The organism is Rhodococcus sp. LW-XY12 (assembly GCF_019317345.1).
Lineage (GTDB): Bacteria > Actinomycetota > Actinomycetes > Mycobacteriales > Mycobacteriaceae > Rhodococcus > Rhodococcus pyridinivorans.
Map to the genome: position 1 here is coordinate 1,937,890 of NZ_CP079225.1, position 19,857 is coordinate 1,957,746.

General features: G+C 66.2%; 20 protein-coding genes and 2 pseudogenes. 9 read left to right on the forward strand and 13 right to left on the reverse strand.

What is annotated here, in order from left to right; all coding sequences use genetic code 11:
- The first annotated feature begins 144 nt into the window (after positions 1-144).
- The 5 genes and pseudogenes from KXC42_RS09120 to KXC42_RS09140 all read left to right on the forward strand — a co-directional run.
- Positions 145-1,452: an ammonium transporter gene (locus tag KXC42_RS09120; protein ID WP_006551219.1), complete on the forward strand. Its 1,308-nt coding sequence runs from the start codon at positions 145-147 to the stop codon at positions 1,450-1,452.
- Between the two features lie 63 nt (positions 1,453-1,515).
- The gene (locus tag KXC42_RS09125; RefSeq protein WP_006551220.1) at positions 1,516-1,854 is read left to right on the forward strand and encodes a P-II family nitrogen regulator; all 339 of its coding nucleotides are present in this window, start codon (positions 1,516-1,518) and stop codon (positions 1,852-1,854) included.
- A complete protein-coding gene (locus KXC42_RS09130) occupies positions 1,844-4,357 on the forward strand; it encodes a [protein-PII] uridylyltransferase (RefSeq protein ID WP_219130232.1) in 2,514 nt (837 codons plus the stop codon). Before KXC42_RS09125 ends, KXC42_RS09130 begins: the two co-directional genes overlap by 11 nt.
- A gap of 128 nt (positions 4,358-4,485) precedes the next feature.
- The gene (gene ffh / locus KXC42_RS09135) at positions 4,486-6,054 is read left to right on the forward strand and encodes a signal recognition particle protein (RefSeq protein WP_024100624.1); all 1,569 of its coding nucleotides are present in this window, start codon (positions 4,486-4,488) and stop codon (positions 6,052-6,054) included.
- A gap of 87 nt (positions 6,055-6,141) precedes the next feature.
- Positions 6,142-6,432, forward strand: a pseudogene (locus KXC42_RS09140) (amidohydrolase family protein); the annotation flags it as partial.
- 335 nt (positions 6,433-6,767) lie between these two features.
- On the opposite strand, the gene KXC42_RS09145 reads toward KXC42_RS09140, so the two are convergent.
- The gene (locus KXC42_RS09145; RefSeq protein ID WP_219130233.1) at positions 6,768-7,058 is read right to left on the reverse strand and encodes a hypothetical protein; all 291 of its coding nucleotides are present in this window, start codon (positions 7,056-7,058) and stop codon (positions 6,768-6,770) included.
- A 196-nt stretch (positions 7,059-7,254) separates the two neighbouring features.
- On the opposite strand from KXC42_RS09145, the gene KXC42_RS09150 reads away from it, so the two are divergent.
- Positions 7,255-7,410 (forward strand): hypothetical protein, encoded by a 156-nt coding sequence (locus KXC42_RS09150; RefSeq protein ID WP_024100467.1) that lies wholly within the window; start codon positions 7,255-7,257, stop codon positions 7,408-7,410.
- 76 nt (positions 7,411-7,486) lie between these two features.
- On the opposite strand, the gene KXC42_RS27600 is transcribed toward KXC42_RS09150, so the two are convergent.
- Both KXC42_RS27600 and KXC42_RS27605 read right to left on the reverse strand, forming a co-directional pair.
- Positions 7,487-7,720 (reverse strand): hypothetical protein, encoded by a 234-nt coding sequence (locus KXC42_RS27600; RefSeq protein ID WP_052039964.1) that lies wholly within the window; start codon positions 7,718-7,720, stop codon positions 7,487-7,489.
- A gap of 297 nt (positions 7,721-8,017) precedes the next feature.
- Positions 8,018-8,275: a hypothetical protein gene (locus KXC42_RS27605; protein ID WP_264721985.1), complete on the reverse strand. Its 258-nt coding sequence runs from the start codon at positions 8,273-8,275 to the stop codon at positions 8,018-8,020.
- A 248-nt stretch (positions 8,276-8,523) separates the two neighbouring features.
- Here KXC42_RS27605 and KXC42_RS09160 point away from each other — a divergent pair, with 248 nt between their 5' ends.
- Complete coding sequence (locus KXC42_RS09160) at positions 8,524-8,829, forward strand: hypothetical protein (protein WP_230826426.1); 306 nt, start codon at positions 8,524-8,526, stop codon at positions 8,827-8,829.
- A 146-nt stretch (positions 8,830-8,975) separates the two neighbouring features.
- Here KXC42_RS09160 and KXC42_RS27145 read toward each other — a convergent pair whose 3' ends face one another.
- From KXC42_RS27145 to KXC42_RS09185, 5 genes and pseudogenes are all read right to left on the reverse strand, one after another.
- Positions 8,976-9,278 carry a hypothetical protein gene (locus tag KXC42_RS27145; protein WP_247848868.1) on the reverse strand — a complete coding sequence of 101 codons (303 nt, stop codon included), beginning with the start codon at positions 9,276-9,278 and terminating at the stop codon, positions 8,976-8,978.
- Positions 9,275-9,844: pseudogene (locus tag KXC42_RS09170) on the reverse strand (MFS transporter); the annotation flags it as partial. The pseudogene KXC42_RS09170 and the gene KXC42_RS27145, both read right to left, overlap by 4 nt.
- 30 nt (positions 9,845-9,874) lie before the next feature.
- Positions 9,875-10,921: a DDE-type integrase/transposase/recombinase gene (locus KXC42_RS09175; RefSeq protein ID WP_219129769.1), complete on the reverse strand. Its 1,047-nt coding sequence runs from the start codon at positions 10,919-10,921 to the stop codon at positions 9,875-9,877.
- Entirely contained in the window at positions 10,894-11,349 is a 456-nt protein-coding gene (locus KXC42_RS09180; RefSeq protein WP_039583527.1) for a hypothetical protein, read from the reverse strand. The genes KXC42_RS09175 and KXC42_RS09180 overlap by 28 nt, the downstream gene beginning before the upstream one ends.
- On the reverse strand, positions 11,346-12,224 hold the full coding sequence (locus tag KXC42_RS09185; protein ID WP_257606090.1) for an MFS transporter: 879 nt from the start codon (positions 12,222-12,224) through the stop codon (positions 11,346-11,348). The genes KXC42_RS09180 and KXC42_RS09185 overlap by 4 nt, the downstream gene beginning before the upstream one ends.
- Before the next feature lie 85 nt (positions 12,225-12,309).
- Here KXC42_RS09185 and istA point away from each other — a divergent pair, with 85 nt between their 5' ends.
- Together istA and KXC42_RS09195 are read left to right on the forward strand one after the other, a co-directional pair.
- The gene (gene istA, locus KXC42_RS09190; protein WP_257605819.1) at positions 12,310-13,968 is read left to right on the forward strand and encodes an IS21 family transposase; all 1,659 of its coding nucleotides are present in this window, start codon (positions 12,310-12,312) and stop codon (positions 13,966-13,968) included.
- Positions 13,965-14,723, forward strand: a complete 759-nt coding sequence (locus KXC42_RS09195; RefSeq protein WP_007633699.1) for an ATP-binding protein — start codon at positions 13,965-13,967, stop codon at positions 14,721-14,723. Before istA ends, KXC42_RS09195 begins: the two co-directional genes overlap by 4 nt.
- A gap of 425 nt (positions 14,724-15,148) precedes the next feature.
- Here the strand turns inward: KXC42_RS09195 and KXC42_RS09200 are convergent, their stop codons facing one another.
- The 5 genes from KXC42_RS09200 to argC all read right to left on the reverse strand — a co-directional run bounded on the left by KXC42_RS09200 (position 15,149) and on the right by argC (position 19,845).
- Positions 15,149-16,432 (reverse strand): IS256 family transposase, encoded by a 1,284-nt coding sequence (locus KXC42_RS09200; RefSeq protein WP_071936707.1) that lies wholly within the window; start codon positions 16,430-16,432, stop codon positions 15,149-15,151.
- 129 nt (positions 16,433-16,561) lie between these two features.
- Positions 16,562-17,548 (reverse strand): pyridoxal phosphate-dependent aminotransferase, encoded by a 987-nt coding sequence (locus KXC42_RS09205; protein WP_219130234.1) that lies wholly within the window; start codon positions 17,546-17,548, stop codon positions 16,562-16,564.
- On the reverse strand, positions 17,545-18,054 hold the full coding sequence (locus tag KXC42_RS09210; RefSeq protein ID WP_219130235.1) for a GNAT family N-acetyltransferase: 510 nt from the start codon (positions 18,052-18,054) through the stop codon (positions 17,545-17,547). The genes KXC42_RS09205 and KXC42_RS09210 overlap by 4 nt, the downstream gene beginning before the upstream one ends.
- Complete coding sequence (gene dapF, locus KXC42_RS09215; protein ID WP_006551230.1) at positions 18,051-18,911, reverse strand: diaminopimelate epimerase; 861 nt, start codon at positions 18,909-18,911, stop codon at positions 18,051-18,053. The genes KXC42_RS09210 and dapF overlap by 4 nt, the downstream gene beginning before the upstream one ends.
- A complete protein-coding gene (argC, locus tag KXC42_RS09220; RefSeq protein WP_033096491.1) occupies positions 18,898-19,845 on the reverse strand; it encodes an N-acetyl-gamma-glutamyl-phosphate reductase in 948 nt (315 codons plus the stop codon). The genes dapF and argC overlap by 14 nt, the downstream gene beginning before the upstream one ends.
- Positions 19,846-19,857 lie beyond the last annotated feature (12 nt).

Genomic DNA, 19,857 nt, shown 5'->3' on the forward strand with positions numbered 1-19,857 from the left:
CCGAAAAGTGTGAAACAAGGATGAAACAAGGTCGGTTCCTGCGTTCACGCCCACGAAACAGCGCGGCGCCTCCACGGAAACATCCGGGCAGCAAGCTTTCCCTCGACAACGCGCCGCTCGGCGCGGCCTACAGGGAGGTTGCAAGTGGAGGAAGTGGTGAACACCGGCGACGCAGCGTGGATGCTGATAGCAGCGTCGCTCGTGCTTCTGATGACCCCGGGCCTGGCGTTCTTCTACGGCGGGATGTCCCGTTCCAAGTCCGTGCTCAACATGATGATGATGTCCTTCGGCGCGATGGCCGTGATCGGGGTCATCTACGTCCTGTGGGGCTGGTCGATGTCCTACGGCAACGAGAGCGTACTCGGGATCTTCGCGAACCCCTTCGAGCAGTTCGGTCTGCAGGGAGCCATGTACGGCGAGGATGGTGAGTTCCTTGCAAGTGGTTCGGGCAACTACCCGCAGATCATCGACATCGGTTTCCAGGTGACCTTCGCGATCATCACCACCGCCCTGATCAGCGGTGCGCTGGCCGAGCGCGTGAAGTTCGGTACGTGGATGGCGTTCGCGGCCATCTGGGTCACCTGCGCCTACTTCCCGCTCGCCCACATGGTGTGGGGTGGCGGCCTGCTCTCGGGCTCCGAGGACAGCATCGCAGCGGCCATGTTCGGCACCGTCGAGGACGGCGGAGAAGTCAGCGCTGCGGTGGAGCCGATCGACTTCGCCGGTGGCACGGTCGTGCACATCAACGCCGGTATCGCCGCTCTCGTCCTGGCCGTCGTCATCGGCAAGCGTGCCGGCTTCGGTCGCACCGCCTTCCGTCCGCACAACCTGCCGTTCGTCATGCTCGGTGCCGCGCTGCTGTGGTTCGGATGGTTCGGCTTCAACGCCGGTTCGGCCTTCGCCGCCGACGGTACTGCCGGCCTGGCCTGGGTCAACACCACCACCGCCACTGCCGCCGCCATCCTCGGCTGGCTCCTCACCGAGCGCATCCGTGACGGCAAGGCCACCAGTCTCGGTGCCGCGTCCGGTACCGTCGCCGGCCTGGTCGCCATCACCCCCGCTGCCGGCTCGCTGAGCCCGGTCGGATCGATCGCCCTCGGCGTCATCGCCGGTGTCCTGTCCGCCCTCGCGGTGGGTCTGAAGTACAAGTTCGGTTACGACGACTCGCTCGACGTCGTGGGTGTCCACCTCGTGTCCGGCCTGTGGGGCACGGTCGCCATCGGCTTCCTCGGCACCGAGACCGGATTGTTCTACGGTGGCGATTACAAGCAGCTCGTCATCCAGATCGTCATCGCAGTCGTCGCCCTGGTGTTCACCGCCGTCGTCACCGCAGTGATCGCCTTCGCACTCAAGCCCATGGGCTGGCGTGTGAGCGACGAGGAAGAGGCCCGCGGTATCGACGAAGCCGAACATGCGGAATCCGCATACGACTTCGCGCCGGCTCTCAAGTGATAAGAAGACCACGACAGTGAGCAGGGATGACAGCGGCCAGCGGGCTCTGGGAAGGATGAGGATATGAAGCTGATCACGGCGATCATCAAGCCGTTCACGCTCGAGGACGTCAAGGCAGGCCTGGAGCAGGCCGGTGTGCTGGGAATGACAGTCAGCGAGGTGCAGGGGTACGGCCGTCAGAAGGGCCACACCGAGGTCTACCGCGGAGCCGAGTACTCCGTCGACTTCGTGCCGAAGGTCCGTGTCGAGGTCGTCATCGACGACTCCGCTGTCGACAAGGTCGTCGAGACCATCGTCGAGGCCTCCCGTACCGGCAAGATCGGCGACGGCAAGGTGTGGGTCACGCCCGTGGAAGCCGTTGTCCGGGTCCGCACCGGAGAACGAGGTTCGGATGCGCTCTGACCCCCAGGGGTCCGGCACTCGAGGCCCTGATCGCGCTGCTTCGGCAGCGGGATCGGGGCCTTCGGTGTCCTCGGCCCGCACAACCGCACCGGCGGGCGCCGCCGATCTGGCGGCCGCCCGCGACACCCTGCTCTCCGGCGGCCCCCGCAGCCGCCGCCTCGACACCGTGGCCCTGCGCCACGCCCTCGTGGACCTGCACGAATTCTGGTTGACGACGAAGAGCTCCGAACTCGGCATCAAGCGCGAGGGAGGCTTCGCCATCGTCGCCGTCGGGGGTCTCGGACGCCGCGAGATGCTCCCGTACTCCGATCTCGATCTCATCCTCCTCCACGACGACATGGCGCCGTCCGTCGTGTCGAAGGTCGCCGACGAGCTCTGGTACCCGCTGTGGGACGCGCACATCAAGCTCGACCACAGTGTCCGGACGGTGCCCCAGGCCCTCCAGGTGTTCTCGTCCGATCTGACGGCCGCGTTGGGAATGCTCGAGGCGCGGCACATCGCGGGCGACGCCCAGCTGAGCAATCTGCTCATCGGTGGTGTGCGACGGCAGTGGCGCACCGGCATCCGGTCCCGCTTCGACGAACTCATCGAGACGACCGAGGTGCGATGGCAGCGCAGCGGGCAGATCGCCCACCGGGCCGAACCCGACCTCAAGAGCGGTCGCGGCGGGTTGCGGGACGTGCAGTTGCTCAATGCCCTGTCCGTTGCGCAGCTCACCGACGGCATGCCAGGACTCGGACCCGACGTCCCGGGCGGCGGGCTCGCGGCCGCCCACCGGCGACTGCTCGATGTACGCACCGAGCTGCACCGCGTCGCCGGCCGCTCCCGCGACCAGCTGCGCGCGCAGGACGCCGACGAGATCGCCGCGGCGCTGCGGATCGGCGACCGTTTCGATCTTGCGCGGGTGCTCACCGAATCGGCCCGCACGATCAGCTATTCCGTCGACGTCGGTCTGCGCACCGCGGCCAATTCGCTGCCGCGCAAGGGTCTGTCGCGTCTGCGCCGCGGACCGGTGCGGCGTCCGCTCGACGAAGGGGTCGTCGAGCACGGGGGAGAGGTCGCCCTCGCACGCGACGCGCATCCGCGTCGCGATCCGGGCCTGATCACGCGGGTCGCGGCGGCCGCTGCGCAGGCCGGACTGCCCGTCTCGGCGGCCACGCTCACCCGACTCGCCGATCACGCACCGGAGCTGCGCGAACCCTGGCCCCGGGAAGCCCTCGACGACTTCCTGGTGCTGCTCGGCTCGGGACGTCGCGCGGTCGACGTCATCGAGTCGCTGGACCGCACCGGACTGTGGGGGAGGTTGCTCCCCGAATGGGGTGCGGTGCGCGACCTGCCGCCCCGCGACGCCGTCCACACGTGGACCGTCGACAGGCACCTCGTCGAGACCGCCGTGTACGCGAGCGAACTGACGACGCGGGTCTCCCGTCCGGACCTGCTCGTCCTCGGCGCGTTGCTGCACGACATCGGGAAGGGACGCGGCGGCGACCACAGCGTGGTCGGTGCCGAACTGGCCCTGCAGATCGGGCGGCGGATGGGCCTGTGGCCTTCGGATCTGGCGCTGCTCACCTCGATGGTGCGGCACCATCTGCTCCTGCCGCACACCGCGACCCGCCGCGACCTCGACGATCCGGAGACCGTGGCCGCGGTCGTCGGCGCCCTCGACGGGGATCCGGTGCTGCTCGACCTGCTCCACGCCTTGGCCGAGGCGGATTCGCAGGCCACCGGCCCGGGGGTGTGGGGGGACTGGAAGGCGTCGCTGATCCGGGAGCTCGTGCGCCGCTGCCGCATGATGATGGCGGGGGACGAGCTGCCGGCACCGGATCCGATCGATCCCGCCCTCGCGAACCTCGCCGAGGACGGGGCCCTGCACGTCGCGCTCGAACCACGCGAGGACGGCCGCAGCTTCTCCGCGACCTTCGTCGCGCCCGACGAGCGGGGCGTGCTCTCCGACGAGGCCGGTGTGCTCTCCCTGCACGGTCTGCGGGTGCTGTCGGCCTCGATCGGCAGTCACGCCGGCAGCACGGTCAACAGCTTCGTCGTGGCTCCGAGATTCGGTTCACCGCCCGAAGCGGCCCTGCTCCGGCAGGAACTCGTGCGGGCGCGCTCCGGCGATCTCGACCTCCTCGGTGCCCTCGAGGCCAAGGACCGCGCCGAACGGGAGAGCCGGCTTCCCGAGCGAACGGCCCGGGCGGTTCCGGTCAGCGCCGCTCTCGCGCCGCCGCGGATCATCTGGTTCGAAGGATCCGAATCGGACCAGGTCGTGCTCGAGATCCGGTCGGAGGACCGGATCGGTCTGCTGTGCCGTCTCGCGGACGTCTTCGAGCGTGTCGGAGCCGACGTGCGGTGGGCGCGGGTGAGCACGCTGGGTTCGACGGTGATCGACTCGTTCTGCGTCGATCTCGCTGGTGCCCACACCCGTGTCTCCCGGGAACATCTCGAGAAGGAACTGTTGTCGGTCCTGCCTGCTCCCGAGCCGCCCGCACCCGTCGACAGAGCGTGACCGACGGATCGTGACAGCGCGGGTGGCCCGCGCTGTGGTGTGGCCACCCGCGATCGCGAGGGATCGGGAGCGGTTACCCTGGTTCGCAGCAATGTCCGCATCTTCGTCAGAGCTCAGGAGCGCATTCGGTGTTCGAATCCCTTTCCGACAGGTTGACAGGGGTCCTGAAGGACCTGCGCGGCAAGGGGCGGCTGTCCGACGCGGACATCGACGCGACCTGCCGTGAGATCCGCCTCGCCCTGCTCGAGGCCGACGTCGCGCTGCCCGTCGTGCGCGAGTTCATCAAGAAGATCAAGGTGCGCGCCAAGGGCGCCGAGGTGCATGGCGCGCTCAACCCGGCCCAGCAGGTCGTCAAGATCGTCAACGAGGAACTCGTCGGGATCCTCGGCGGCGAGACCCGTCGTCTGCAGTTCGCGAAGAACCCGCCGACGGTCATCATGCTCGCCGGTCTGCAGGGTGCCGGTAAGACCACGCTCGCGGGTAAGCTCGCGAAGTGGCTCAAGGCGCAGGGGCACACCCCGATGCTGGTCGCCTGCGACCTCCAGCGCCCCGGCGCTGTGACCCAGCTGCAGGTGGTCGGTGAGCGTGCCGGCGTGTCGGTCTTCGCGCCCCATCCCGGCACCTCCATCGGCGGAGGCGAGAACGAACTCGGAGTCACCGCCGCCGACCCGATCGCCGTGGCCGAGCAGGGCATCGCCGAGGCGCGCAACAAGCAGTACGACGTGGTCATCGTCGACACCGCCGGTCGCCTCGGTATCGACCAGGAACTCATGGCGCAGGCCGCGGGCATCCGCGACGCAGTGCAGCCCGACGAGGTGTTGTTCGTCCTCGACGCGATGATCGGTCAGGACGCCGTGAGCACAGCCGAGGCGTTCCGCGAGGGCGTCGGCTTCACCGGCGTGGTGCTCACCAAGCTCGACGGCGACGCTCGCGGAGGTGCCGCGCTCAGCGTCCGCGAGCTCACCGGCCAGCCGATCATGTTCGCCTCCACCGGTGAGAAGCTCGAGGACTTCGACGTCTTCCACCCCGAGCGCATGGCCAGCCGCATCCTCGGCATGGGCGACGTGCTCACCCTGATCGAGCAGGCCGAGCAGGTCTTCGACGCCGAGCAGGCCGAGGCCACCGCCAACAAGATCGGTTCCGGCGAGCTCACCCTCGAGGACTTCCTCGAGCAGATGATGGCCGTGCGGAAGATGGGCCCCATCGCCAATCTCCTGGGCATGCTGCCCGGAGCCGGGCAGATGAAGGACGCCCTCGCCAACGTCGACGAGAAGCAGCTCGACCGCATCCAGGCGATCATCCGCGGCATGACGCCGGAGGAGCGCGCCAACCCGAAGATCATCAACGGCTCGCGGCGATTGCGCATCGCCAACGGTTCCGGTGTGAAGGTCTCCGACGTCAACCAGCTCGTCGACCGGTTCTTCGAGGCCCGGAAGATGATGACGGCCATGGCCGGCCAGATGGGCATGCCGGGCGCACGCAAGAATCAGCGCAAGAAGGGCAAGAAGGGGAAGAAGGGCGGTCGCGGACCGACGCCGCCGAAGGTGCGGGGCGGTATGCCCGGCGGCTTCCCCGGTCTCCCGGGCGGCATGCCCGCCGGGATGCCCGACCTGTCGAAGATGCCGAAGGGCCTCGACGAGCTTCCTCCGGGACTCGAGAACTTCGACCTGTCGAAGCTGAAGTTCCCCAAGAACTGAGCCGGTCCGGGGATGACCGTGACCGAGGGTGATGCGCGTTCCTTCGTCGTGTGAGGCCGGTCGTCGGCCGACGGCGAACCCGCCGAACTGTTCGTCGGGGCCGACGGAGCGTTCACGGCCGAGCCCGGCCGCGACGCCGAGGTGCTCTGCGCCGACGGCTGGATCCTGCCGGGCCTCGTCGACGCGCACTGCCACGTCGGCCTCCGGTTCGGTGGGGGAGCGGAGGCCGAGGAGGGTCTGCTCGCGCAGGCCGTCACCGAACGCGACGCGGGTGTCCTGCTGCTCCGCGACGCCGGGTCGCCTGTCGACACCCGGGCCCTCGATCAGCGGACGGACCTGTCCCGGATCATCCGGGCCGGCCGGCACATCGCCCTGCCCAGCGCTCGCTGATGTAGCCCGCTAAAGTGGCCGATCCCTCGATGATGGGAAGGACGGAAGTACATCCCTGACCGCGGGAAGCCCGTGTATGGGTCCGCACACGTGTTCTGCGGATGGGCGGTCATGTCCCGCACTCGGCAACTGGGGCCTTTCGTGACTTCACAATGGTGGTTTCGCCTCGCTGGTGATGAAGCACCGGCGCTGTGGGAATGGCGCTCGATGGGTGCCCCGGATCCGAGATCGCTGGTGTCGGTGCGGCGGCCGCGGTCGTCGGTGCGGCACTCTTCAACACCGACCGACGCACCGGCGAGTACCCGTTGATCGACTGGGGGTGGTCACGCGCCGACGTGATCGACTACACCCGCTCGATCCTCGGCACCAGCGTCGGCAAGAGCGCGTGCACATTCTGTCCGTTCAGCTCTGCCAACAAGAGCAGTCGCGCCGAGAACTTCGCTCGTTATGCCGAAGCACCCGAAGTCGGCGCGAGAACCCTGTTGATGGAACACCTCGCACTCGCGCTCAATCCAGCGCAGGGCCTCGTCGGCGGCCGCCGCCTGATCGAGATGCTCCGCGAGCACCAGCTCGACAACGTCCTGGATGCCGTCGAGGCAATCCTCGAGAGCCACGAGCACGCTATCTACGAGATTCGCCGCATTCTGCGGCCCCGCAAGACCGACCCGACCGAACTCGGCGATGCCGCCCGCTCGGTCCGCATCCGCGGCCGCGGCTCCCGGGCCAGCATGCACAACATCCTCGGTCGCCTCGCGGCCGACGGAGCCGCACAGAACAAGGTTCGCCCGGACATCGGGGACGATGGAAATCGTGCGTGTCTACCAGCACGAACGTGGCCCGGTGTTCCCGACCGTCGAGCGGTACTTCGTCGTCGCCCCGGCCCTGGCGTTACCGAAAGAGCACGCCAACGTCGACCAGTGGTGGACACAAGCCTTCGCCGCCGAGGCGATGCAGCCGGCAGTGTAAGGCGCAGGGGACGTGCCATTTACGCATGTCAGTGGGGGTGTACCGGGTGGGCCGCCGGTCAACGGTCCAAAGATGGTCACATCTTCCACAGAGCCAGCACCGCGGCGCGCAGGCTCGCAGAGATGATGCGGTGGTCGCGGTGCAGGCGCGGGTTCGAGTGACCGCGGTCGGTGAGGATGCGCGTGGCGTCGGATATGGCGATGGGGTCGAGGTCGGCGCGGGCGTGGCGGGTGTGGGGGATGCGGTGGGGGCCGGTTGCGACGACGGCCGGTGGGTCCAGCCGGGTGTCGTCGTTGCTGATCCGGATCACGACGTCGCCGGGCTGGAGACGGGTGCGGCGGTCGGGACCGGGGTTGTCCTCGCGGACCCAGTGGGTGCGATAGCCCGGGTCCGATCCCGGCCAGGGGTACGACGCGGCCGATCTGCCAGATGGCGGTGGCGCTGTCGAGGAACACCTCGTCGACGACGGTGTCCTCGAGACGGTCGAGGAAGGCATGTGCTGCTGCGATGGCGCCGGGATCGTCGGCGATCAGCGCGGTATTGTCGGCGACGGTGGAGGCGTGCGAGGCGCTGGCCGGGCCGACGATCACCTTCTCTGCGGTGACGATCAGGCCGGTGTGCAGGTTCGCAGTCGACAGCACCTGCACGCCGGCGTCGAGGAAGTGGGCGAGGGTGGTGGGGAGGTGGCGTGTGCGCGCACGGCGGCGCGGGCGGTGTCGACGATCAACTGGCCCTCGCTGCGCAGCGGCAGCAGGTCTGGCGCGGTGTGGTCGAGGTAGGCGATGGCGACGCGCCGGGGTCCGGGCCGGCGCAGGGCCGCGGTGATGGCAGGCCAGGGGTGAGGTGCGTGCAGGGTCGTGCCCATGCTTCGGCACGGTAGCGAACAACGACGTCGTGCACGATGCAGACATGGACCGAGAGAGGCGCTGTCGGCGGCGGTGCGGATCGGGTATCGACCCGCCCTCGTCTCGACAGGACTGTGGAGGCGACACTGTGCACCTGCAAGTGCAGACCGGAGACGGCCCGGCTCCGGTCGAGTCCGTGGAGCGAGGAGCGGGGATGTACGGAATGCGGACGAGCCGGGAGCACTTCTCTATACCCGGATCGAATCCGGTGGCAAACTCGGTCGATGTGCACGCTCTCGCCGAGACCGCGCGCCGCATAGGCGGTGTCGGTCAGGGTCCGGCGCCGGTGATCGCCGAACTCGTCACTGGCGACTGGCAGCCAGTGTACTTCGCCGAGGCGGACCGGTTGCGGGAGATCACCCGCGCCCAAGGCCGCAAGTATGAAGGGGTGCGCGCCGGTCGGCTGCGGTGGTCCTCGACCGTGCGCGCTGTTCCCCCGGTGACGGAAACCGCCGTACCGCCCCGTGATCTCGATGTCCCTGCTGCGTCCCGAGCCCATCCGGAACCGTGGTGATGCCCACCGACGATGTGACGCCGCTCCGGCCGCGTACCGCCACCGGAATGATGATCGCCGGGCACCCGATCGAACAGTGCTCCGCCGGTTTCGCGATTTTCAGAGGTACCGTGACTACTCCGACCGATAGTCCGCTTGCTCCTGGGTTATCCCGAGAATGACAGCTCCGGTACGGCTGCGGGGACGGTGGGAGGAGCCGGGAAGGAACCGGACGTACGTTCCTGCGGGATGACACCGATTTCCTTCAAGGATTTCGCCCCGAAGAACGTAGTACCATTCCTCCCGGTGTGACGGCCGACCTCGGGCCAACAACTGCCGGGGGCGAATTCGATCAGCCAACTCGACGCGAAATCCGAACGATGAATGCGCCGCCGCGTAATGCCGTCGGTGACCGGTTCGGCCTCGATGTCGAACACGGACAGCACGTGGCAGAGCAACTCGTTGGTCATCGTGGCATCACCTTTGCTGCGGACACGTCCTCCGACACCCTGACGGCGTGAGCCCGCCGGTGAGGTCGGACCACGCGGAGAACTGCACAGGCGAAGGCAGCAAAAGCGACAGCACAGACGACAATCATCCCGTCGCGATAGTCGGCGGGTGTGGCTACGACACCGACCGAAGTTTCCTGCGGGAGCCGGAGTGTCACGACCGCCAGCACAAGCGCTGAGCCCAACTGATAGCCGGTCTGGGCAACCGCGGCAGCCACGCCCTGGTCCCGATCGGGAACTCCGGAGGTGGCTTGCACATAAGCGCCGGTAAAACTCATCGGGAAAGCGAAACCGACAAGCACCACAGTGGGAAGGACGAGATCCCAGAACGAACCCCCACCGCCGATTCGCAGGAACAACAGGTACGCGACTGCATAGATGCCGAAACCGGTAGCGATGACGAGGCGGGTTCCCACAGCGCTGATCAATACGCCGACCTTAGGTCCGATGATTGCCACCAGGACACTCAACGGGAGGAACCCAAGCGCCATCTGCAGCGGTGACCAGTGCAAGTTCTGCTGCAGATATAGCGCACTGAGGAACTGAAACGGAAGTTGTCAACCTGTCTGAGACAGATGGGTGATGTTGATTCCGGTCGGTCGAGGTAGTGGTGGTGCCAGCGGCCGGCGCTGGAACCGCTGCGGGTGCCGGGCATGGATCCGGTCGAGTCGGTCCTGCCGGCGTCGGTGTTCCTCGACGGCGGTGCCGAGGAACACCGACGCGGGGGTGTGTCGACCCAACCCACTGTGGCGGTGTTCGAGGGCGTATCGGGTCATGAATTCCTCGGTCCACCGCCGGGCATGGTCGATGCTGTCGAACCGGTGCGGACACGACAGGTCGTACTTGATGGTTTTGAACAACGACTCGGAAAACGGATTGTCGTCACTGACCCGCGGCCGTGAGTACGAGGGCAGGACCTGCTGCTCGTCGAGCGCATCGAGCAGTGCGGTCGAGCGCATCGAGGCCCCGTTGTCGGCGTGCAGCACCGTCGGTGCCCCGAACGCGGTGAACGCTTCGGTGAACATTTCCACCGCCGCAGCGGCGGTCTCGGCGTACTCGATGCGCCAGGCCACCGGGAACCGCGAATACACATCGATCACCAGATACAGCAGATACCGGTCCTGGGTGCGTGGCCCCTTGAGCACAGTGATGTCCCACGACCACAATGTGCCCACCGCCGGAGCCGGAACGACCGGTTTGCGGCGGCTGATCCCCGATCCCGGGCCGCCGCTGCGGCTGCGGCGTCGGTCCCCGACCAGGTTCTGCGAGTGCGCCACTCGATAGAAACTCGACTGGGAACACTCCACCAGCCCTTCATCGAAGGACCGCCAATACAGTTGGCACACAGACAGATGGGTGTTCCCCTCGGCGAGGATCACCTCGACGATGGTGTCCTTCTCGGCCGGTGACAACGCGGCCGGCTGGTGCCGGTCCCGCTGCCGGATCGGATCGGACACCGGCCGATAGTGCCGATACCCGCGCACCTCCCGGTAGTAGCGGGCCCGGGGGATCCCCAGCAATGCGCAGCCACGCACGATCGGCACGCCGGCTGCGGCCAACGCGGTGACGGTGTCGGTCAGGACAGTCCTCGGCGTTCGAGCCATTGCGCGTACTCGCGGGCACTCATCAACGACGGCGGGATCTGCGGGTCCTCGTCGGTCGAGCTCTTGGTGATCCCTTGCAAGAGCTCGAATGCTTTTCCCAGGATTTCCACGGCGGCGTCGCCCTGGGCGACCTTCTCGCGGAGGCGTTCGTTCTCTTTGCGGAGTTTGGCCAGCTCCGCACGGTCTCGACTGTCCACTCGGTCCCTCGACTTGTCTGCTGCGGTCACCATCGACGCTTCCAAGTCTCCCGAATCCCGGGCGTGGATCCAACGTGCGATGGTGGCGTAGTCGAGGTTGGTCTCGCGCAGTAGGCGGGTCTTGGCACCGACTTCGATGCATTGGTCCCACTGCCGTAGGAACTCGATCTTGTAGGCGATGGAGAACGCGCGTTTGCCGGTGCGGGTCCGCCCAACAGGGATGTCGATCATTGGTGTGCTCCGATCCCCGCGCTGATTGCCAGGTGTCTCACGAACATCCTGACAACCAGCGGAAAGCTTGTGTAGGTTCCCATGATTGCAGCGCTGAACAGAGCGGCGGAGAGCAAGTCCCCCCCGCGGAACAGGTGCCGGGGGAACAGAGGTGCGACGCTACGCCGTTCCGTGTATGCGAACCCTGCGGCGAGAACGAGCACACCGGTTGCCGGGGCGAGTGTCGACGTCGAGGTCCAGCCTGCTTGTGGCGCTTCAACCACGGTGTAGACAAGCAGCAGCATCGTCGCAGTAAGAGCGAGCGATCCGGGCAGGTTCAATGTTCTCCGCTCGGTGCGGATTGGTCGATCAGGGGGGACGAAGGTCACTGCGCCGGCCCAGACTACAGCGGCCATGACCACTGACAGCGCGAATACCCAGCGCCACCCGACACTGCTAAGCAGGCCGCCACCGAGAAGGCCGGCCGAGAAGCCGACGGCTCCGCAGGCCGTGTAGATGCCGACGGCACGATTTCGGGCTGGTCCTTCAGGGAAAGTCGTGGTGATGATCGCGAGCCCGGCTGGTGCGGTCAGCGCTGCGCCCACACCCATACCGAACCGGGCAACGATGATCAACTCGACGGTGGTAGCGAACGTTCCGAGCAGAGATCCAGCAAGCAGGATCGCCACGCCGACGAGCAGGACCACACGGCGGCCGATCGCATCGGCGAGCCTGCCGGCGAACAGCAGCAGACCGCCGAAGCTGAGAACGTAGGCGCTGACGGTCCACTGCACGGCGCTGGCTGATGTCGCAAACTCGGATTGTATCGACGGTACTGTTAGGGACGTGCTTCGGATAGCAGGGTTCTGATGATCGGGTAGCGCGAGTATGAGCATCGGATAGCGGTGCCGGTCCTCGTGTGCTCGTGTCGGTTCTACGCGTGGCAACCAGGCTGCGCGTGGATCCGAACAGGAGGCACGGGTGACTGATTACCGATTGGTGATGTCGCTACTGCTGCAGGACAGGTCCTACCGGGACATCGAGGCGATCGCGGGTTGCTCGCATCGCACGGTCGCGAAGGCGAAGAAGGTCTGCCACGAGCACGGGTTGACCGCCACGAGCCAGGTCGAGGCGCTCAGCGTCGAGGAGATCGACGTCTTGTTCGCCGATGGGCGCAAGACGCCGTCGAAGGAGTTCGTCGCCTTCGACGTGGCGGCTGCCGTGAAGAAGCGCACGGGCAAGAAGAAGCTGCCGCTGCGGGTGCTGTGGGCCAACTACCTCGACACTGACGGCACGCCGGGGCAGCGGCACTACAGCTACCAGCGGTTCTGCCAGATCATCGGCGAGTACGTCGAGGTCAACGAGCTGACGATGCGGATCACGCACGTGCCCGGGCACACGATGCAGGTCGACTGGGCGGGCACGAAGATGGCCATCTTCGATCCCGTCACCGGCACCAAGACCACAGTGTCGGTGTTCGTGGCATCGCTGCCGTACTCGGGGATGGTCTTCGCCTGCGGCTGCCTGGACGAGAAGATGCCGAACTGGCTCGACGCGCACTTGCAGGCGTTCGAGTACTTCGGCGGCGCGGCGCAGGTGATCGTCCCGGACAACGCCTCGACGGCGTCGAACCAGATCGCCCGCGGTGACCGGGCCCGCGAGGTCAACCGTGAGTACCGTGACTTCCTCGAGTATCACCAGACCGCTGCCGTGCCCACTCGGCCGGTGCGCCCGACAGACAAGGGGCACGTCGAGGCTGGGGTGAAGGTGGTGACGAACTGGGTGATCGGACGGCTGGCCGATCGGCGGTTCGCTAGCCTGGATGATGCGAACGAGGCGATCGCCGCCGAGGTCGAGGCGATCAACGACCGGACCCCGTTCCGCGGCCAGAAGACCAGCCGCCGGGAGCTGTTCACCGAGCACGAGCAGTCGGAACTGTTCGACCTTCCCGAGGCCCGCTGGCAGCCAGTCATCTGGAAGAAGTCCAAGGTCAACAGGGATTACCACGTGGAGATCGCCACGGTGAAGTACTCGGTGCCCTACACCTTCGCTGGCCAGCACGTCGATGTGAAGATCACCGGCCCCACGCTCACTGTCATGGCTGGCGGGGAGGTCATCGCCTCCCACGCCGTCTCCGGTAGGCGGCACGCCTTCGTGACCGACCCTGACCATGTTCCCGCGCAGCATCTGCAGTCATCGGACCTGTGGTCGCGGGCGTATTTCGTGCGCCAGGCCCACAAGATCGGACCGCACACCGTGGCCGCGATCAGTGAGGTCCTGGATCGCCAGCGGATCGAGGCTCAGGGCTACCGCTCGTGCCAGAACATCCTCGCCCTGGCCCGCGGGGACAACAAGATGCTGCTCGAGCGGGCCTGCGGGCAGCTGGTCTCCGAGACCTCACGCCGGGCGATCAGCTACACCGCCGTCAAGCAGCAGCTGGCGGCCCTGAGGGCCCAGGCCGCCGCTCGACCCACCACCACGACCGCAGCGACGACGCCGGCGACCGCAACGCCTGTAGCGGTACCGCCGGATCGGCGAGATACCACCGGGGCGCATCTGGCCGGGCCGGAGCAGTTCAGCCTCGCCGTCCTCACCGGAGGCCCGAGCAGCGGCACCGCGGGGCGGGAGGAGCTGCAGTGACTGATCGTCATCTCACCGACGCCGACATGCCACTGTTCACCCAGTTGCGGATGACCGCGTTCGGCCAGACCGTCATCGACTTGGCCAACGATCCCGCCTGCGACGAGTGGACCTTCTCGGAGAAGATCTTCCACGCCCTGGACAAAGAGATCACGGCCAGGCAGGAACGCCGGACCCAGAAACTACTCAAGGCCTCCAGATCGCCAAACCCTGATGCTTGCGTAGAAGAGATCCGCTACCTGCCTGACCGCAACGTCAACCGCGAGCTAATCGCACGACTTTCCAGCTGTCAATGGATCGACGCCACCCGCAATCTCGTCGTGCTCGGCCAGTCCAGCGTGGGCAAGACCTACCTCGCCCAGGCGCTGCTCAATGCCGCGTGCCGAAAGTACTACACCGCGAGGTTCTTCCGGCTCGACGACCTGGCCAACCGGCTCGCCGTGCTGGAGCCGACCTCGCAGCGCAGGCTGGACTTCCTCACTGATCTGCACAACTGCGACCTGCTGGTTCTCGATGACTTCCTGACCACGCCGGTGGCTCCGCACACCGCGGCGGAGCTGCTCAACATCCTTGCCGCTCGGGAAGGGCGGGGCTCGACGCTGGTGACCTCGCAGTTCGATCCGCCAGATTGGTACAAGTCGCTCCAAGACGCGGTCATCGCCGAATCGATCCTCAACCGGATCGTCGCCGGCGCCGAGATCATCGCCCTCGACGGCCCGAACATGAGACGGCACCTCGCCACGGCAACGCCATAGCGGCCCAGCGGTCGGACGGGCAGATGCCGCTATCCGATGCCCGTCCGACCGCTACCCGATCATCAGAACCGCGCTTTCCGAAAGGCGTCCCAAACACGGTACAGCCACACCGATCATGGCGCTGTCGAGGCCATCGAGGAACAACGCACCACACACCACGACGAGGACTGCCCATAAACGTATGTCCCAGCCGGACTCGCTTGGTTCGATGGTCCCGGATGACGCGGTCGGTTCCGAATCGTTCATGCGCGGCCTCCGGCCGTGAGGAGATCCAATCGAGGACCGCACACGGCTCGGGCCAGAACCTTCAAGCCGCGGTCGAGATCTACGGGAGGCCGAGCGATGGCGACACGCAGATACCCGGGGATTGAGCCCCGTGAAGTGGTGTAAACCGTTGTGCGCGTTGCGCTGTGAGGCTGTGTTGATTATGCCGTAAGGGGCGTCTGCTCGTCCACCACCTCTCCGGGACGGGCGGGTCGGACTGCGTCGAGGACGGTCGGTGCCGGCGGGGACAGCAATGTCATCGACTCTTCCGACAGGTAGCGACGATCACTGACCTGCCATTCCTCGTGTGCTTCGATGAGCACACAGGTGGCCAGCCGCAACAGTGCGGTGGGGTTCGGGAAGATCCCGACTACGTCGGTTCTGCGCTTGATTTCCCGATTGAGCCGCTCGATCGGATTGGTGCTCCAGATTTTCTTCCAGTGCGCCTCGGGGAAGTCGGCGAACGCAGTGATCTGTTCCTTGCACTCGATCAGCATCGCTGCCACCGTCGGGAATTGCGACTCCAAGGTGCTGGCGACGGTGTCCACGTGGTCGCGCACCAGCATCCCGGTGGGCTGGGAGAAGATGGTGCGTATCGCCGCGGCGACCATCTCGAACTGGCCTTTGGGGATCCGGGCGGCGACGTTGCGCAGGAAATGCACCCGGCACCGCTGCCACGCCGCCCCCACCAACACCTTGTCGATCGCGTTCATCAGACCGCGGTGGTGGTCGGAGATCACCAACTGCACCCCGTGCAGACCACGTTCGCGCAGGCTCCGCAGGAATTCGGCCCAGAACACCTCGGTCTCGCTGTCGCCGACCGCGCAGCCGAGGACCTCCCGCCGGCCGTCGGCGGCGACACCGGTGGCGATGACCACCGCTTGGGACACGACCTTCGCGCCCTTGCCGCGGTTGTCCCCACCGACGCGGGCCTTGCAGTAGGTGGCATCGAGAAACACGTACGGGTAGGCGTGGACATCGAGTTCACGAGTGTTGAACGAGCGGACCTCGTCGTCCAGGTCCCCGCAGATCCGTGATACCTCGGACTTGGAGATTCCGGTGTCGGCACCCAGTGCGACGACCAGGTCGTCGACTTTGCGGGTCGAGACGCCGTGCACGTAGGCCTCCATGATCACCGCATGCAGGGCCTGGTCGATGCGACGGCGTGGGTGCAGCAGCGACGGGAAGAACGAGCCGTGCCGAAGCTTGGGAATCTTCACCGTCACGTCGCCGCTGGTGGTCGAGACAGTCTTGTCGCGGGTACCGTTTCTGCTGGTGGTGCGGGTGTCGGTCCGTTCGTAGCGTCCGGCACCGATATGGGCGGTCGCCTCGGCGTCGACCAACGCTTGCAGAATCGTGGCGAGCAGGGTGCGCATGATGTCGCCGCCGTCGGCGGTGCGTAGCGACTCGGTGAGCTCGAGTAGGGCAGACTGGTCCAGGGCCATCGCGGTGTCTTTCTCGTGTGAGTTTCTTGGTCGTTACCCACACAGCTTCACGCGGTGGCCCTTCTACGTTCAGGACCGACACGGTCCCGATTCGGGAGCCCGGTTTCACACCACCCCAGGGGACTTACCCTACCCGGGCCGATCGAACACCTCCCCGGGGATGACGAGTACACCCTCATCAAGCGCCCGTCGGGCCACGGCGAGACTGTCGAGGGACTTATCGATCCGAAGCCACGCGAATGGCAGATCGTCCCGAGCATTGACGATGCTGACCTGCGGGAGCACAGACGCCCATTCCTGCAGAGTGTGAGCACCACTTCGACAGAGGGTGCGGGCTCGGGCGAGAAACCGGTCGCCGTCGCGCAGGACGGCCGTCGCGATGGACTCGCACAGTACCGAGTTGGAGATGGTGGTCAGGTGCTTCCGCTGCGTACAGCGGTCGACCAGGTCAGCAGTGGCGATACACCAACCGATACGAAGCCCCGGCAGACCGTGCAGCTTCGACAACCCGCTGATGACGGCAACGCAGTCGGAGATCCCCGCCGCCGACATATCGGGATCGCAAACATACTCCTCGTCGACCACGAGCACGGCGTCGTAGGCATCGGCGATGTCGGCGACCGCTTCGATGAAGTCGCGGGACGCGGTCCAACCGGTCGGGTTCTCCGGTGTGGCGACGACGATGACCTTCGTTCGCCAGGTCACGGCCTCCGCGACCGCAGCCAGCAGAGTGTGCTCACACGGATCGAGTGCGACCGTCACAACCGAGAGCCCGACCTCGGCCGGATAATAGGTGTGCTGGCTCCAGCCCGACCCGATCACTACCGCTTCGCTGCGATCGGTGATTTCGAGGCTGCGGACCAGAAGGGAGAATGCCTCTTGGGCACCGTGGCAGACAAGAACGTCTGCCGGGTCGACATTGTGGTAGCGCGCAGCGATAGCTGCACGCAGTTCGGGCAGCCCGGCCTGGTGACCATATCCGAGTGGCACGGTGGTGATCTCGGCGAAGCCCGGGACAGTGGTAATGTCCGCGAGTTCGACGTTGCTGTCACCAAGATCGAGGGTGTAACGACCGTAGCTCTCGACGAAGATCCATTGCTGCATCGTCAGTGTCATGCTGGTGTGATCCTTCGTTGGACGATAGCGAGGTCCTTCCGGACACCTTCGAGGTCCGCCACCCCCGTGCACATGCCGACGCGATCGAAACCGAATCTGGCGAACAACTGGACGCTCGCAGCGTTGTCGGCGAACATGCTGGTGACGACCGTGCGGATGCCTAGGCGAGGAGCGTCGTCCAGGAAGGTGCGTAGCAACGTCGATCCGATCCCGCGACCTTGGAAGGCCGGATCGAGATAGACGCCGCAGTCTGCGGTGACGCGGTAACCGGGACGATCGTTCCAAAGATCGGATACGGACAGATATCCGGTGACCGTGCCATCGTCGACAGCCACATAAATAGGTCGGGACCCGAAATCTCTTCCGGAGAACCATCCTTCGATATCGTGCACGCCACGCGACTCGAGGTCACACGTACTGGCACGCGATTCGATTGCGTGATTGTAGATCTCGCATATGCGCTGCGCGTCGGCGACTGTGGCGTGACGGACAGTCAGTGTGGTCATAATGCAGCTACCGCCTTCGGGGAGGGGGGTCGGACGGTGCCCGCGAACACATGGTGCGCTCGTCCGGTCTGCCAAATTTGTGTGCCGCGCCGATCGACGGTGAGCTGGCCACCGGGCATCCGAACGGTCACCGGGGCGGTGGTCGAACCGCGCGACAGTGCGGCCGCCGCGGCGGCGCACGCGCTGCTACCCGAGGCGAGAGTACGGCCGGATCCACGCTCCCAGATGTCGATGTCCATCCCGGCTGCGTCGATCCGTGCGACGAACTGGACGTTGGTGCCGGAGGCGAACAGAGGATGAGTGGCGATCTGCGGTCCGAGGGTGTTCTGGATATGGGGCTCGACCGGGGTGAACACGACCGTATGTGGATTTCCGACGGACAATGCGGTCACGTCGAGAGCGCCGGCGGAAGTATCGAGCACGAACCGCTGTGGATCGATCGAGGGGTCGGTCAGCCCGATCGCGTGGGGCTCGAACACCGCCGGTCCCATTGCCACAGTGAGCGTGCCATCGTTGTTGACCTCGACCGGGGACGTTCCGGCGAGGCAGTCGATCTCGAATCGATCGCGATCGACTGCGCCGATATCGAGCAGCCACTGAGCATAGATGCGCAATCCGTTGCCGCTGCGCTCGCATTCGCTGCCGTCGGAATTGAAGATGCGCACTCGGAACGGCCCGCTCGCCAGGGACGGGCAGTGGACGAGAATACCGTCGGCGCCCACACCGAATCGGCGATCGCACAGCCTGACGATCTGCTGTACGTCCAAGGTCGTGCCGAAGTGACCGCCGTCGAAGACGAGGTAGTCGTTGCCCAGCGCGGTGTACTTCGTGAAAGGGAGATGCTCAGTGCTGGTCATCGATACCGAGCCCTTCCGGGTAGCCGAACATGATGTTCAGATTCTGAATTGCGGCCAGCGACGCGCCCTTGCCGAGGTTGTCCAGGTGGCACACCAAGGTCAGGTCGGTGCCGTCGTCGAAGCAGTAGACGGCAGCGTTATTGGTGCCCACAACGTCGTCGACCATGAGCAGACCGTTCGGGTCATCCGGTTGCGCGGTGCGCACCTGGACGAATTGCTCGTCCGCATAGGACTGTTCGTACTGCTTCAGGACGGCGACGGCGTCGGTCTCGTCGGTCAGGGCTTCGCGACCGAGGGTGATCGTCACCGACATCCCGCGTTCGAAGGCACCGACGGACGGTACGAACTGTGGCTTGCGGCCGAGTGGGCTGTGTCTCACGATCTCGCGCACGTGCTTGTGCTCGTGGTCGTGGGTGTAGCTGCCGGTGCGCAAGGTCTCGCCGGCGCGTTCGAAGCGCTGCAGCATCGCGCGACCGCCTCCGCTGTAGCCGGAGATTCCGAAGATGGGAACGTGCGCATTCCGGCGGAGGAGACCGGCGCGCGAGAGCGGGTTGAGCAACAGGAGCGCCCCAGTGGCGTAGCACCCGGGGTTGGCTACCCGCCACGCACCACTGATCCGATGTCGCTGGGCACCGCGGTCCAGTTCGGGCAGCCCGTATGCCCAACCGTCCGACACCCGGTGTGCACTGCTGGCGTCGAGCACGCGCACACCCAGTTCGTCTGCCAGAGCAGCGGATTCCATCGCAGCGGCGTCGGGAAGGCACAGCACCGCACATTCGGCCTCGGCGAGGAGAGCGCGCTTGGCGGCGAGATCCTTTCGATCGTCGTCCGACAAGTGCAGGATTTCGAACTCGGGGTGATGGCGTCGCAGCAGGTCTTCGATCAGAAGACCTGTGGTGCCGGCTGCCCCGTCGAGGAACAAGGAGATGCTCATAAGTGATGTCCT

Coding starts and splice junctions, on each gene's coding strand:
- KXC42_RS09125 (WP_006551220.1), top strand. CDS start 1,516: ATGAAGCTGATCACGGCGATCATCAAGCCGTTCACGCTCGAGGACGTC.
- KXC42_RS09130 (WP_219130232.1), top strand. CDS start 1,844: ATGCGCTCTGACCCCCAGGGGTCCGGCACTCGAGGCCCTGATCGCGCT.
- KXC42_RS27605 (WP_264721985.1), bottom strand. CDS start 8,275: ATGGGCACGACCCTGCACGCACCTCACCCCTGGCCTGCCATCACCGCG.
- KXC42_RS27145 (WP_247848868.1), bottom strand. CDS start 9,278: ATGACCAACGAGTTGCTCTGCCACGTGCTGTCCGTGTTCGACATCGAG.
- KXC42_RS09175 (WP_219129769.1), bottom strand. CDS start 10,921: ATGGCTCGAACGCCGAGGACTGTCCTGACCGACACCGTCACCGCGTTG.
- KXC42_RS09180 (WP_039583527.1), bottom strand. CDS start 11,349: ATGATCGACATCCCTGTTGGGCGGACCCGCACCGGCAAACGCGCGTTC.
- KXC42_RS09185 (WP_257606090.1), bottom strand. CDS start 12,224: ATGCTCATACTCGCGCTACCCGATCATCAGAACCCTGCTATCCGAAGC.
- KXC42_RS09200 (WP_071936707.1), bottom strand. CDS start 16,432: ATGGCCCTGGACCAGTCTGCCCTACTCGAGCTCACCGAGTCGCTACGC.
- KXC42_RS09205 (WP_219130234.1), bottom strand. CDS start 17,548: ATGACACTGACGATGCAGCAATGGATCTTCGTCGAGAGCTACGGTCGT.
- KXC42_RS09210 (WP_219130235.1), bottom strand. CDS start 18,054: ATGACCACACTGACTGTCCGTCACGCCACAGTCGCCGACGCGCAGCGC.
- dapF (WP_006551230.1), bottom strand. CDS start 18,911: ATGACCAGCACTGAGCATCTCCCTTTCACGAAGTACACCGCGCTGGGC.
- argC (WP_033096491.1), bottom strand. CDS start 19,845: ATGAGCATCTCCTTGTTCCTCGACGGGGCAGCCGGCACCACAGGTCTT.